Here is a 15,146-nt window from a genome sequence, read left to right on the forward strand (position 1 = left end):
ACCGAGGGTTCGTCGGCCGGCACAAGCTCAATTTTGCAGCCGAGTCAAACAGCCCCAAGCATCCCATGCACGTCATTTCCCGCAAACGCTGGCAATCACTCACCCATAGCAATGCGATGCGAGTTGCCAGATGCGTATTGCCGGTCGAAACGTTATTCTGCGTCGTACGCTGTGAGGAGCGCAACCGAGCAAACAAGCCCTGACTTCAACAGCACCGGCGAGGGCTGTCGCCGAAGCAATCAACCGATGAAATTTCACTCACCGACTACAGAAGCCGAGGTTGGGGCCAGCCGTATTGGGCCTGATCCATTCGCGCTGCGGGGCCTAAGCCATTTGCTTCACAAGCCAACCGGAACCGGGGTGCGAATGTCGTTAAGGGAGTTGCGGCGGAGGTTGAAGGATACGGAAAGATTTACGTTGAGCCGGGAAAACGCGAGATTGCAACGGGCCGTTGCGCACGAGGCTCACGCCGTTTTGGTAACCGTTAGTCGAGAGGCGAGGTCGTCCAAAGTTGCACCCCGTCTTTGATGTGCATGGTAACCAACGTCGCTGATTCACGGAAATAGTGCAGGGCAGTGGCGGGGGATTTGGGATTCGGAACGGCCAGGGAGCCTAGTTCACGCCCGGTGGCTAAATTCCAGAATCGTAGGGTGCCATCGAGTGAGGTTGTGGCTAGCGTCCTGTCGTTGTCCATAAAGACACAAGCCAGTATCTCCTTGCGATGGCCGCGAAGCACGATCGGCGGTGAGGCTTTGTCATCGGTGCCGACTCGAACGGTGCCGACTCGAACGGTGCCGACTCGAACGGTGCCATTCATCATCGCAATCGCATGCAAGTCACCCGAGTCGCTGAACGTAAGGCTCACGTAGTTCTCCGCCACGGTTGGGGCGGTCGCGATCGTTGACAAGTGGCCCTGTTCAAGCTGGTGAATATGCGCTCGTGTGACCACATCGACTTTGTCTTCATGGGGAACTTGAACGAGTCGATTGGCGTGGTCGTCGGGAAGGGGGTGGTGGCTTAACTGATCGAGATTTGTTGCGTTGCAGACGATCAAGTGGTCGTCGAAAAGCACGAACAACTTGTCTGCGATGACCAACATGTCGGTGCAGCTTTGGTTGGGATCGGGTTTATTCACTCGGTTTTTGATTTCACCGGTCTGAACCTCGATGCGGACCAGTTCGGCGGGCGTCGCAACGATGACGTGTTCTCCATCGTCGGCGGAGATTAGCTTGCCAAGCTTGTCTATTGGCAGTCCTGGGATGCGATTCAGGTTTAATGAAGAGTCGAGCACCCCAATCGATCCGTCCTCGAAGCGAATGAAAAAGGAATCCGCGTCGTGCCTCGCCGACCAGCTCGATGTTCCGTGGTTTGCCGGACTCGACGTCGACGAGTCCAATAGGGACCGGGGATTGTCCGGCGGCAGCGGCCAAAGTTGAACGCGTCCATTTTCACAGGCAGTCAGAATGCCGCCTGACTTTGCCGACTTGCCAAGATGCTTGCTTTCGAGTTCGCTCACGCATTTGACGCTATTGATACGTTGTTCGCTCGCGTAAATTACCCGCGGCGTTGGGTTAAAATCGCCTTCGCTTTTTCGCCACACGAGAATAGTGCCCTCGTCACAACCCGCGACGACGGTTTCGCCATCCGAGCTAATGTCGACACAGCGAATCCGGCCCACGACCCGCTGTTCATCCAGTAATCGTTTTTCCCTCGGCCATTGCAGCACCTCGATCTTGTCAGTGCCAGCGACAACGAATGAGAGCATTGTATCGGTCGAACGGGGCGCCGAGCACGCGAAAGTCTTGGGATCAAAGGCGAATGTGAGCTCGGTTGTTTGTTTCGTGTTTAGGTCCCTGAGTTTTAAAGAATCGTTGCCGCTTGAATCCCGGAAGATCGCTGCGATTTGATCGTTGCCGTTAAAAAACGCGAGAGACTCGTTTCGTGAATTTGTGATGAATTGATCGACAATGGTTCCGTCAGCACTGCGTACCTGGACCTTGTTGTAACGATCTGCTGATGCGAAGAGTGCGCCATCGGGTGACACGGCGGTGGATTCGACGCAATTGCGTAAGCTCATCCACTGAGTCAGCAAATCACCCGAGGGAATGCCATACCGCTGAGTGAGGTTCAAGCCCAGGGGGATGTTCATTCCAGTGAAAAGTGACTCGCCGTCCGGCGAGATCGCTACCGCATCAAGCTCCCCGCCGATCGCTATCACTTGCACCTGCGGTTGAGCACGCAGATCAAATCGATGAACTTGACCGTCGTGTCCCACTGAAATGGCCGTTTGGTTGTCGGGTAGAATGGCCAACTCCGTAGCAGCGCCCCTGTGCTTGGTTAACTCAATTGCTTCGGATGTTTGTGTCAATCCATCAAGTAGGTGCCAAGCGATTCCATGTCGCTCCTGGTCATGCGACTGCACGCGATGCTGGTCAAGCACCTGGCGGACGATGGGAGTATTCAGTTCCTGGTAGGCTTTGAATGCCAAGGACATATCGGAAACGAACAGCTGTTGTTGCAGTTGTTTTTCACGTGCGGTGAGGGATTTGTTGGAGTCCGAGAGGCTCTGGTTTGTGCTCTCCAGTTTTCGGTTCACCGTCAAGAGTGTTCTCGAGTTGACTGCTTGAACTGCGAACGCAGCGACGATCGTTGCGATGATGCCTAGGAGCGACACGAGTGCGACTAGCGGATTGCGTTCGATCCAGCGGTGCGCTCGTGCGGACCATCCGGGCATTTTGGCTTGGACCAAGTTGCCGGACGCAAACCGTCGAAGATCCTCCGCCATTTCGGCGGGCGACGGGTATCGCGTTTGAGGCGACAGGGCCATCGCTTTGACGATGATCGCCTCCAGGTCGGTGGGAATGTCAGCTCGAATCGCCCGCGGGGCCGCTACACTTCCTTGCATCACGCTAAACAGGATCTGATGTCGATTTCCTGCAAAGGGCCTCTGCAGTGTCGCTAACTCGTAGAGTGTTGCCCCCAGACTGTATACATCCGATCGTGGATCGAGCGAGTTTCCTGAAGCGGTCGCCTGCTCAGGGCTCATGTACGTTGGCGTGCCGATAATTTCGTTGGTCGCGGTCAGCGCCGTATGCTCTTCCGCAAATCCGGCGAGCCCGAAATCAGTCAGCCAAGCCTTGCCATTCGCATCGAGTAGGATATTGGACGGCTTGACATCGCGGTGAACGATCCCTGACCGATGAGCCACGTGCAGTGCGTCGGCGATCGTCGCGATCAGCAACGCAATGCCGGTAAAGTCGTCTCCATTGCCGGTCAGATGATCAAAACACTGTCCCGGTGTTGTCGCGGTGACCGGAGTCAATGCGATGGTGTCTTCGGTAATTTCCGTCTCGGCGTTTGGTGAGTTGAGCCGTGCTTTGCAGCACGCAATGACTTCGGTCAACGGGACGCCATCGATCAGTTGCATCGCCAAGTAAGTGGTTTCGGTTTCGATTCCGGACGCCACCAATGGCACGATATGGTCGTGTTTGAGTGAGGCGACCGCGTGGATCTCGCGTCGAAACCTTTCGCTCGACGATCGATGTTGGTCCGCCGTGTGCCGCAACACCTTGACCGCAACCAGTTGTCCAGAGTGGGGATCTGCTGCAACATAGACGACGCCCATTCCGCCGGCGCCCAAGGTTCGCAAGACGCGATAGTTTCCATAGCTCGATCCTTCGGGGACGCGACTGACTCCATGGGGTGTTGAAGAGTTCGCTGGATCGCTATCTGTATTTGCCAGTGCTTCCGCGGCGGCGGAATGCTGAAGAAACCGCAAAAACTGCTCCCAAAGTTCTGGGTGTGAATCGGCGATGTCAGAATGGGAGTGGGGACGCCCCGAATCAACTGATTCCAAGTAGGATGCGATCACATCCGCTGATGCCGGGGCATCGAGTTGCGGATTCTCGGGTAGGTTTTCACGGGCCGCCACTATGGGTGACCTCCTGGATTCGGCAATGTGTTCGACGGCGCTGGCTGAACCATTTCTTCTAGGCCCATTTCTTTTAGGCCTTGCCTTGAGCCTCTCGTGACTGCGGCCAAGCTAATGTTCTATCTTAGATCATTCTTAGGTAACTCGTAGAGCCGTTTCTCTGTACAGGTCGAACGCATCGGGGGCGTTTTTTGCTGTAATCATACTCGCTCTTTTCCGGAGCAAGGATAGGCTGGGATGAGTTTGGTCGAGTGTCCCCAGCGAGAAGAGTTTGTCCGTTTGGCGATGGCCGACGGGGCATTTTCAGCAAGCGGTGCGAGCGGTTTCGTGTTTCATCATGCCCGTGCCATGCCGCAGTCGATGAACGATGTGACATTTGGACTTGCTATCAGCTGATGATGTAAGTCGTTTGCAGTGAAGCGTGAACGTAGACGGATTGCGTTGAATCGTGTTTCGCTTGCACTGGGTTTCGCTTGCACAGGGGATTGACGCAAGAGTTGGTCACGTCAGCAGGCGACGTATCAAGAGAGGAGTCGCGAGAAGGCTGCTCTGGTGACATTGCGAGTAGACTGCGCCGGGGTCAGGGCTTGCGTTCGGGGTTCTGCAGGCGTCACTTGTGGTGACATCCCGTTATGGAAGGTCACCTATTCCTGGGGCACCTCGTCGTCCCGGTCTCCGGTGACAACCATCACCTCTTTGCCCGTGGCGAGTGGTCGGCGCAAACTGGGGCATGTCCCACGGCACTGTGATGGCTTCGCTCGTGACTCAAGCCGGAGGTTTGGTGAAGTGAGGTGCGATATTGGCTAGCTTGGTGGATGCCAGGGCGTGTACACACTGCGAGCCAAGCCTAGGTTGCGGTGTGCAGGTTTGGATTCTTGGGGGGCGTTGATTGGCGACGTGGTTCCGAGAAACATCGTAATTGACCGGGGCTATTTCGTGGCAACCTGGCCAGGTTGCCACGCTCGTCGCTGATTTGCCCGTAGCGTTGCCGAGATGCCCGTAGCATTGCCGAGATGCCCCGCCGTGTGCGCAGCTTCTAACGTCGCTAGACTTGTAGGGGGGATGCTGCAAAGGAAAGGTGGCGGTGCGAAACTCGCCGCACTGGCCCTCAGGAAAAAGGGGCTCGGTCTACCTTTGCGGAGTCGCTGATGCAGACTTTGTAAACGCCGAATGCTATCCGTGCTGTTTTCCGGTAGCCCTTACCGGGAACTCGAGTGGGTAAGGGGCACACGGTATACAACTGGTTTGTCTAGCGACCAGATTTACGTAGACGTAAATAGCGATGAGCGGACTCGAACCGCTGACCTAAGCCTTATGAAGACTCCGCTCTAACCGACTGAGCTACATCGCCTGAAGATTTTGAAGAGTGTACCGGATTTGCTTCGGTTGAAAAAGCAGATGTAACGACACCTTTTTCCAGATTTAGGATCGCACCCTTAATTCCCTGGTCGGGTCATAACGGCTCGGGGAACTGGTCCGATCCTGTGTCGATCTCGCCATAAAGGCGATTCCGGGACTAACCTCTTTCGCACTGGAATTTATAATACTCCAAGGCTTCGGTGGAAAGGGCGGATGGATCTGAAAAATGAGCGTCTGTCGGATGCTCGCTTTTCGGTCGACTTCGGTGCATGATATTGGTGCCGCCTTGAAACCTTGCTCTGACTTCCCTTAGCTTCGATCACCTCGAATCTACCAAGGGGTGCCTGTTGTTTTAGAGGGGCCCGTGATCTCGTTACGTTTTTCTCCACTTCGATGACTTGGCTGAGCCCGGAACGGCGACGCGACGGAATTACGCATGAATAACGACCATTGCGAAGATCTAACCGGTGAGTCTGGCGTCTTTAAGACGGATCACCCTGCGGCGTGCCCTCCACTCGACGTTGATCCGAACGCGGGCGATACCTTGCGTGCGTGTATTGAAACGGCAGGAACCTTGTCGATTGCGGACGCGATTACGGTCGTCGATCAACTCGCTGCGGACCTCGACGTGCTACACGATCAAGGAAAGTGCCGGGGGTGCATCCAACCGGCAAACATCCTGGTTCGCGAGGATGGCACCGCAACGCTGATTCAAACCGAAGCGGCTCGGCTGAGTCGCTCGCCGCAAATCGATGGCGGTGAAGCAGCGTCAGCCGATCTTGGCTCCGCCGAGGGCGTCCCAGGTCAGCAAAACGATTTTTACGGGCTGGGCTGCACGCTGTATTTCATGGTCACGGGGCGTGATCTGGATGCGAGTGATGCGAGTGATGCGGGCGAGTCGGATCCGGCGAACCGCTGCATCGCCACACACGCGCAGGGCGAAATGAGCGATGCGTTTTCAAACGCCGCGGGGTCCCTGCTTCAACGCTTGCTCGCCAATCCTGGGCAAGGCGGTTACGCATCCATCGCTGATTTGCGGCTTGATATTAGGCGGCTTGGATTGATGGACGCGGAAACGTGTCGCTCCGCCATACCGCAGCTCGATTTGGGACTCGAATTCTCGCCGCCCGATCCCATGGTGATGAATGTTTCTGCCGTCAACGCTTCTGCCGTCAACGTTTCTGAAGGTGGGGCGGCGGAGGTTACTGCGCCGAGGGGGGGCGACTTCGCCACCAGCATTGGCGGGGCACCATCCAACCGCGGTGTCGCTGGAAACGAAGCTGCCGTTGAAGTAGCCCTCGAGCACTCGGAGCCTCCGCCGGTTAATCGAACTTGGATGATCGCGTTGGGGGCCGCGATCGTGGCGCTGGTCGCGGCGGGCTTGAGCCGGTGAGCGGTGCGGAGTCACTACGTTTAATGAGTCGCTACGTAGCAATGAGTCGCTGTCGATTACCAGGCGGGTTTGTGGATTGCCTCTGGGGCAGACGAAGTCATTGCGGGAATGCATCGCCGACGCCATCAAGGCATTACGAAGGAGTGTTGATCTTGATTCGGTCCCTCGCTAACGCTTCGGGTTAAGGTTTGTCGGTGAAAGCGGTGATTGTGCACGTTTGAAACTTATGCGTTCGGGTTACTCAACCAGCAACCCCGAATTGTCGTGAAACTCATCGCGTGGATCGCCAACCTTGGCGGGGTGCGTGCTCCGCAAGCCACATTCATGCGGAGTCTGGGGGGCCGACACCGTGATCTTCGTTGGTGGACATTTGGATGACGGAGCGTCAAGCGGTGACAAAAGCGGCGAATTGCCTCGATGCATGCGATCCGCCCCCTACCTTGCCCTTGACGTCAATCTGATGTGGTTCCTAGCATCGCCGCGATACCGGTGTGCCCCAACAAGCGGGTGTGCCCCAAAACGCTGATGTTTTGAACTTAGAGCTCACTTATTGTTTTGAATGGGAGCACGGATGCACACCCGTCAATTATGGTCGATCCTCGCCGCGACTCTGGTTTTGCTGCAAAGTAGCGTCGTTGCGCACGCGCAATCACCACTGCTGGCTCCAGAAAGTGGGCGTCGCGAAGTGACCATGCCTCCAGCACAGATGGAGAGTATCCAGGCTTCACTTCACGCGATCTTTCCTGCACGCATGCAGGTCGATTCCAATAATGCACGTCGGATGGAGCTTCGTACGGATACCGCGAAGGCGATGATCGAATTCCGGCCCACCGAACTGAGGGTGGTCCTGGATGGATCATCCAGTTTGACCACCGAATTGGCGAGATTGTGTTCGATGCTTGCGTTGCAGGCTTCGGGCGTGCCGGTCAAGGCAATGCCCTTAAACGAAAATGGCCAAGCGTCGTTTGCCCGGTCGTCGTTGATTCATGCAGCGCGTGATCCGGACGCTGGATCGAAGAGTCCGTTTCGCTTGCCCAAATTATCTGGCAATGGAACGAGGCAAGGGATTCCGGCGCAATTAGCAGCGGCGCCCCAGACAGCGGCGCCCCAGGCAGCGGACGCGAATCGTGATCCCAACTCGCCCGCGACCGAAGCAATTCCAGCCGCCGCGGATGAAGGCAGTTTGCCGGTTCCTCCTTTCGAAGGCGTGCAAGTCGAGATGCTGCCGGAGATCGATGCAATCATCCTGCGAGGGCGAGACCAACAACTTGAGGAACTAGCGGAGATCATCAAGCGGCTCGACGAGGCCAGCGAGCTTTCTCAGCCTGAGATCGAGATCGTGCCACTGCATCACACGAACGTCGAGTCGGTGGCTACGCTGATTTCCCAATCCCAGCAAGAGTTGCTGCGTACTCGGCAAGGGAAGGTTACGGTCACGCCGCTGATCAAACCAAACTCATTGCTGCTCATTGGTTGGGGCGAGGCAGTGACGGTGATCAAGGAATTGATCACAAAATTGGATCGTCCGGTCAGCCCAGATACACAGTTCGCGGTGATTCAATTGCGTCATGCGCAGGCGAGTGCCGTTCAACCTCAATTGCAAAGCTTTTTCCAGAACCGTGGTGGATTATCGCCCGCGATCCAAACGATGGTTGACAATCGAAGCAACGCGATCATCGTGCACGCTTCACCACGTGACCTTCAAGAGATTCAGTTGCTGTTGCAGCGATTGGATGTTCCGCGTGGAGGCGCCATGCAACAAGCGAGGGTCTTCGAAATCCATCACAGTCTAGCCGCCGATGTGGCCAGCACGTTGGAGCAGGCCTTAGCGGCTTCGGCCCCCGGCAACCAGTCGAGCCTGCAATTGTTGGATAAGGATGGTCAGCCGGTAGCGACGAGCGGTATTCTTGGCAGCAGCAAGATCACGGTCAACGACCGCAACAACACGATCATTGTCTCGACTGCGCCCGAAAACTTGGACCTCGTGCAGCGATTGATTGAGCAGCTCGACAAACCGGGGATGGTTGCCAAGATCAAGATTTTCCCCATTTACAATGGCGACGCCGGTGATCTCGTCGAGATGCTACGGTCGCTGATCCCGAGCCAAAACCCCGGGACGGCTGGATCGCCTCAGTTGTCCTCCGCCCGTGATGAAGCGTCGTTGGTCCCGCTGAGGTTCACCGTCGATGGTCGCGGCAATAACATCATCGCGGTCGGCTCCGAAGGCGATTTGAATATCGTCGAAGCTTTGATTGTCCGGCTCGACGAGAGCGATACGATGCAACGTAAAAGCACCGTTTATCAACTCAAAAACTCGCCCGCAGTCGACGTCGCGTTGGCGGTCAACGAATTCTTGCGTAGCAAACGCCAGGTCGAAAACGCATCACCGGCTTCGACCAACCCGTTCGCTCAAATCGAAAAGGAAGTGGTCGTCGTTCCCGAACCGGTGCAAAACAAGTTGATTCTTAGCGCCACACCACGCTACTACGAAGAGGTTAGCCGTTTGATCGAGCAACTCGACGAACAACCACCTCAGGTGATGATCCAAGTCATGATCGCTGAGATCACGTTGGGCGACACCGACGAATTTGGTGTCGAACTCGGTTTACAGGACTCCGTGCTCTTTGATCGCAGTTTGTTGGGAGACCTGTTGACGCGGACGAGCACGACGAACACCTCCACTCCGGCCGGTGTGGTCACCGAGACGGTGCAAGAGATCGTGGGGGCCACTAATGTGCCCGGCTTCGATTTCAACTCGCCCCTGCCGCTTGGCAACAGCGGTTCGTCGAACTCGCTAGCTAATTCGGGACGTGTTGGTGGGCAGAGTATTTCCAATTTTTCGGTCGGTCGTAATAACGACCAAGCGGGCTTCGGCGGATTGGTGCTTTCGGCTAGCAGCGAGAACGTCAGCTTCCTATTGCGTGCTCTGCAAGAGACACAGCGTTTGGAGATCCTTAGTCGACCGCAAGTCTTAACGCTCGACAATCAACAAGCCTTTATCCAAGTTGGCCAGCGGGTCCCCCGGATTGTGAATTCGATCGTCAATCAAAACGGTGCCCAGAACAATGTGGAACTCGAAAATGTCGGCTTGATAATTGGGGTCACTCCACGAATCAGTCCCGACAACAATGTCGTCATGGAAATCGATGCGGAGAAATCAAAGTTGGGCCCGGAAGACCAAGGGATTCCCGTCTCGATCTCGGCTGACGGGACGGTCATCCGCTCACCACGAATCGATACCATTACCGCTCAAGCGACAGTTAGCGCCGCCGATGGTGAGACGATCATTTTGGGAGGTTTGATTTCGCGGAGCACACGCACGATTCATCGCCAGGTTCCGTGGCTCGGCGACCTTCCGCTATTGAAGCACTTGTTTAGTTACGATTATTTCGACATGCAACGCACCGAGTTGTTGATCATCATGACCCCCCATGTCGTCCGTTCACAGGGAGACATGGAGCAGTTGAAGCAAGCGGAATTTGCCAGAATGAGCTGGTGTGAGGCCGACGTTTTCAATATTCACGGCGATGTCTATCCGGCAGCCGATTTGACCACCGAATTGATCGATCGCAGCGACTGGGATGTGATCTACCCCGACGACGATCCTCGTGGGTTGCCAGAGCCGACCGTCAATGAGGCATTGCCCTTCCAGCCCACGATCGCTCCTCCGCTGACGTCTCAAACTGAACTCAATCCGACCGCCAAGGGGGCGTCAAGCCGCGCCTGGGTTCCGACCGCGCTACCCCCGGTACAGCCCGTATCACACGAAGCCAGCGGGGCCAGCCCAACGCTGGGAGCCATCCAAGCGGGCACCCCGACTCAGCAAACGCATTCTCCTTCGACGACACCCTCGTGGATCGATTTTGCATCCGAACAGGGCGCACCCAATGGAATCGCGCCCGTCGGATTATCAGGACAAGAAAACTCGGCAGGTTCCCGCTAATGACGATCCCAAAGCAATCTATCTCTGTTCGTAACTCGCCATGGGTGGCGGCCCCGGTTTGGGTGTTGTTTTTATCGCTGGTCGGTGGTTGTCAATTTGCCCCGAAGACTGCGGCACTGCGCTGGCCGTGGAGCAAGGAATCAGAACCGGTCCAACCCGAACGCGTCTTAGCGGTTTGGTCGGACACGATTCTGCATCAACCGAACAAGCCCGGCGTGCGTGGTTTTGGTGGTCGCATCTACTTTTACGAGAAAGACAATACCGAACCGGTCGAGATCGATGGCGGCTTAGCGGTATACGTGTTTGATGCGGATAAAACACAACCGCATGATCAACGCCCATTGCGCAAGTTTGTGTTCACCGCGGAGCAATTCGCCACTCACATGAGTCGCACTTCGCTGGGGCCTTCCTACAGCGTATGGTTGCCGTGGGGTGAAGTCGGCGGTCCGCCAATGCAGTTAAGTCTGATTGCGCGTTTTGAGGGCAGCGAGGGAGGAACCACGATTTCCGAGCCCACGATCAAGCTTTTACCGGGAGTGCCCGAAAAGAAAGTCACCTCCGAAGCGGAGCTCGCCAAGCGTGCAAGCGGCAACTTCTCGCTCATTCAATTGGCCGGTCATACCGAGTCGTCGGAGGAATCCAAGGACGAAGCGAAATCGAGTTCGTCTTCGCGTGGGATCAAGACCATCGACCTGCCTCCGAGCTTTCAACGCCATTTGCAAAGGGATCGCGATGGCAGCCAAGCGAGTCCCATGCCCGCCGATGCCAGCGTCTCCGGCGGAAGCAACAATTTAGGAGGACTCGCAGCGGACGCCAACACGATCAAAGGGGTCAGCGCCGATTCACTTGAAAAACTACGCGATGCTCAAGAAACCTCGCCCCTGACAACGCAGGTGATAGACCATCGCACTAGGACTCAACAACGGTTCCAAGCGAATTACACGGATGCTGAGGATGAAATCGACATTCGAAAAGGCCGCTGGATTGAAAACCCGCCACGGCTGGGGCAACAATAGGGCTCGATCGCGGCCTTAGGGGCGCACCTGCAGCTCATTTTGAATGTGATCGATTCCCGGCTCGAAGCTCAAAAGCCGTGCCGCCAAATCGGCGTCGTGCTGGGATTCGACGGTACCGCGCAAGACGGCCGTTCGATCGGCCAGCGTCAGCTCGATTCCGTCCCCCGCTACCTTGGTAACGCGTTGGCGAATTCGCAGCGATGGAGCGACCTCGGTGCGCAGCGAAATGTCGTCGGACACGTCAAAGGCGATTTCTAAGCGTGGATAATACATTCCTCTGCGGGGTTGCCTTGGAAGCGGTCGGTTGATTCGTTGGGTGTTGGCCGCATCGATCCGCAGCCCTTCGGTGGCCGATTGCACGCGTCCCACCCCAATCGCTTGACCGGCACCGACAAAGCCCGTTTGGTCGCTACGACTCGAGCCAACGAAGTCGTTGCGTGATCGATTCCCTCTCAGGAATCGTTCACTTCCTTGCAACATCCCCGAGTTCGTTCCATCAACGCTCGCGCCGCGCGCCCGATCCCCACTGTCGCTTCTCAGCGGTGAGCCGAGCGTACGGCTCCCGAATAGTTGGGCCTGGGCTGTGCCACAGGATAGCCCGAGGATGACCAGCGCCGCCGTCATCAGCGAAGGGTTCAGCGATCTCGTCAATGCGGTCGCAGTACAACGGGACGACGCGCGTCGTCGATTTCGAATGCAATGGATCATGTCTATTCTTCGCATTATCGTCAGTACTAAGATTCGGTCGGGACGGAACAGACTTGGCCAATCGATTGTCCCAAGCTTATCCAGTGAGGTTGTTGGTTAACGTTGACCAATACTTTGTTTGATTGGATTTCAACGACGGAAATGTCGTGCAACGCGATTGGGACTTGTTGTCCCAGTGAAACGGTCTTGGTGGTTCCTCGGCCATCGACACGAAACCACGCTTGCGCCGTCCCGAGGCGATCAAACGTGATCGCTTTGAGTTCGATATCGTAGAGCGCCTTGGCAAAGCCGCGGGCGAACAGGTTGCGTTTAACGAGTTCGTCTGAGACGCTGCGCGGCGGTCGAGCGTCGACGGCTAATTGCCAATCGCTCAATTGGTCCTTGTTTGGCGAAGCCTCTAAGCTAAGTACTTCGATCGCGAGATTGATATCCAATGTTCCCTCTTTGCCCGTGGGATTGAGCGCGAGCGAGCGGACCTTATGCAAATGTCCAGCCTCTCGGAACTCCGTCATGAACTCAGCGAATTTTGCTAACGAAGCTTGGCCACGGAGCGAATAGGCGATGCGATGTCCGATCGTATGTCGTTTGCCTTTTTTAGTGCGTGATCTCAATTCAATCACGACGGGTTGGGCCGCATCAACCGAAGCGGAACGCAACTCGTGCTTGTCGACGAGCGTTAACAGCCATTCTTGATATAGCGAACGCGCCAATTGCGGATCATAGGGAAGCGCGCGAGCGGCATAGGTTGTCAACCGCTTGCCCATTTTTTGAGCGATTCCTTGTTCATCCTTGGTATCGCGAATGCTACTGCTTAGCGCATCGTATTGGGCGTTCAATTGCTGGCTCGGCTGCTCGATCCAACCACGGTAGAAGGCATCGCCAAAATACAACGCCATCACGGCCAAACCGGCAATCATGAGCCATTGGGTGCGAGGAGTCATTCGGATCCCTCCTGGGGAGCATTGTTCACGGGAACGCTATTCGGGGTGGCGTTTTTCGGGGGAGCGGAATTTGCATCCGGTTTGTCCTGGCCGGCCGAGTCCGCGGGCGCGGCAGTGTCAGGCTGGCTCGGTTCGGCCATGACCGCGTCAGGAACTTCCGCGTTTGGAGCTTCTACGTCAGGGGCTTCCGCAGTGGCAACTTCCGCAGCGCCAACTTTGCTCGGCTCGGCGGGAGCCTGCGGGGCGGCGACGTAAACGCTTGGATCGGCTGGTTCGACAGCGAAGGTGACATGGGTCTCAAACTGCCACGGATACTCTTTGGAGTCGGGGTTTTGGCTGATTCGCTTGCTGGTGGCAGCGTACTTGGCGCTGCGAATTTGACCTTCGAGCTGCGAGATATTTCCTTGTTCGGCAACCTGGACCGAGAGATCGATGACCGCTTGTTTGCCGTTCGCCGATGCGGTCAATCGCCGGACGGTGGCGTTTTGGCCATCGGGCAAGCGACGGGACAACTCGTTTAACTCGGACAACCAATCAACTTGGTCGGTTAACCAGCCTTCGACAAACGTGACTTGATCCGCTTTCTCTTGAAATTTGGCGGCCAGTTTTTTCGAGTCCGCCAAGTCGTTTTCCATGCTTGCGACCTCGGTGCTCAATTGCCGTAGGTCGGCCAGCATGAAGTAGACGCCCAACCCGATTAAACAGGCGGCTGCGGCGCCGATGGCTCCCCACCGCACCAACGGATTGGGCGGGACGGGCGCTCGTTTGGGGGACAACAGATTGACGGGCAGCACCCCGTTAAGGAATTCCCAAGCCGCGCCTGCGTTGGCCGCCGATGCATAGGTGGCGGTTGCTTTTTCTTTATCGGTCGATGATGCGATCGAGGCTTTGCCGTTCAACTCCCATCCGATCAGCGGATCGACCGGTTGCATTGCTAAACCACGATCTTCCAAAGCCTGTGCGACCGCCCACGCGGCCTCGCATGTGGTGAACACGAACCAGCCTTGCGGTAACCCGGCTGTTTCCGATGGCAAAAGCGTTAGACAACGTTGGGTCTCCATCCAAATTTGTTCGGCCACACGTTGAGGGTCTTCAACGCTGACACGAATCAATCGCAGGAAGATCGGTTCTGCGCCGCGACAGATCGCCAGTTCGACTTCGCTCGCGTACAGATGCACCGAAACGGTTAACGAGTCATCCGAGATTTTCCGTCGACGCAAAATTCCCAGCGGGGACAAATCTCGCGCCCCGATCGCGGTCAAGCGAAAGCCCGCCTCGCTACTCTGTGTTTGCAAAAGATCTAATGCCGCAGCCGAAAGCGAGAACGCCAATACTTGGTTGCTCGTCGTCGTTTCCTCGGCAACGAGCGAGGGCAGCAAATGATAGTCGACGATCGGAGCTTCATCCGATTCACCGAGTTGTTGTTCAACCTCGGCCGCTACCAACGCTGGGATTTCACTCTCTTCGGCGGGGGGAAGCGTCAACATCAATTGATCGAGCATCGGGCGCGAGAGCAGCACGATTAACCCCTGAGCCCGAATCGAGTGCTCTTCGAAGTGCTCCGACAACGCCAGCAAGGGATTGTCGTGATCGCCGCGTTCCACCCGACCGGTATCTTGAGCCGATAGTTGTTTGGTCTTGGGCGAGACCACTAAATAATCGATCGTTTCGCGGTCCCAATGGACCACCGCCACTCGACCGCTGGCCTTGGACCGAGTCCCGCGCTTGCGCAATTGGAAAATTTTGTCGGTGACGTTCATACGGTTTACAAATTCAGGGAATCACAGGCACGTGAGCGTGATCATGGAGGGCGTGGGAATATCTTGGGGAGGGCGTTGGAATCGCAGGCCGATGC

8 protein-coding genes and 1 tRNA gene are annotated in these 15,146 nt (G+C 56.4%); 4 read left to right on the forward strand and 5 right to left on the reverse strand.

What is annotated here, in order from left to right:
* Positions 1-484: 484 nt before the first annotated feature.
* Positions 485-3,931 (reverse strand): WD40 repeat domain-containing serine/threonine-protein kinase, encoded by a 3,447-nt coding sequence (locus Pla52o_RS25000; RefSeq protein WP_146597371.1) that lies wholly within the window; start codon positions 3,929-3,931, stop codon positions 485-487.
* A gap of 237 nt (positions 3,932-4,168) precedes the next feature.
* Between Pla52o_RS25000 and Pla52o_RS27205 the strand changes: the two genes are divergently transcribed.
* Positions 4,169-4,327, forward strand: coding sequence for a hypothetical protein (locus Pla52o_RS27205; protein ID WP_197169509.1), 159 nt, complete (start codon positions 4,169-4,171; stop codon positions 4,325-4,327).
* Positions 4,328-5,208: 881 nt separating this feature from the next.
* Here Pla52o_RS27205 and Pla52o_RS25005 read toward each other — a convergent pair.
* Positions 5,209-5,282 (reverse strand) — tRNA-Met (locus Pla52o_RS25005).
* Between the two features lie 444 nt (positions 5,283-5,726).
* On the opposite strand from Pla52o_RS25005, the gene Pla52o_RS25010 reads away from it, so the two are divergent.
* From Pla52o_RS25010 to Pla52o_RS25020, 3 genes are all read left to right on the forward strand, one after another.
* Positions 5,727-6,683, forward strand: a complete 957-nt coding sequence (locus Pla52o_RS25010; protein ID WP_146597372.1) for a hypothetical protein — start codon at positions 5,727-5,729, stop codon at positions 6,681-6,683.
* 571 nt (positions 6,684-7,254) lie between these two features.
* Positions 7,255-10,626 carry a secretin N-terminal domain-containing protein gene (locus Pla52o_RS25015; protein ID WP_197169510.1) on the forward strand — a complete coding sequence of 1,124 codons (3,372 nt, stop codon included), beginning with the start codon at positions 7,255-7,257 and terminating at the stop codon, positions 10,624-10,626.
* Complete coding sequence (locus Pla52o_RS25020) at positions 10,626-11,642, forward strand: hypothetical protein (RefSeq protein ID WP_146597374.1); 1,017 nt, start codon at positions 10,626-10,628, stop codon at positions 11,640-11,642. The genes Pla52o_RS25015 and Pla52o_RS25020 overlap by 1 nt, the downstream gene beginning before the upstream one ends.
* 15 nt (positions 11,643-11,657) lie before the next feature.
* Here the strand turns inward: Pla52o_RS25020 and Pla52o_RS25025 are convergent, their stop codons facing one another.
* From Pla52o_RS25025 to Pla52o_RS25035, 3 genes are read right to left on the reverse strand one after another with little or no spacing between them, the layout of a single operon-like run.
* Positions 11,658-12,350 carry a BON domain-containing protein gene (locus Pla52o_RS25025; RefSeq protein WP_146597375.1) on the reverse strand — a complete coding sequence of 231 codons (693 nt, stop codon included), beginning with the start codon at positions 12,348-12,350 and terminating at the stop codon, positions 11,658-11,660.
* Between the two features lie 26 nt (positions 12,351-12,376).
* Entirely contained in the window at positions 12,377-13,291 is a 915-nt protein-coding gene (locus tag Pla52o_RS25030) for a hypothetical protein (RefSeq protein WP_146597376.1), read from the reverse strand.
* Complete coding sequence (locus Pla52o_RS25035; RefSeq protein ID WP_146597377.1) at positions 13,288-15,051, reverse strand: hypothetical protein; 1,764 nt, start codon at positions 15,049-15,051, stop codon at positions 13,288-13,290. Before Pla52o_RS25035 ends, Pla52o_RS25030 begins: the two co-directional genes overlap by 4 nt.
* Positions 15,052-15,146: the final 95 nt, after the last annotated feature.

Source organism: Novipirellula galeiformis (genome assembly GCF_007860095.1).
GTDB lineage: Bacteria > Planctomycetota > Planctomycetia > Pirellulales > Pirellulaceae > Novipirellula > Novipirellula galeiformis.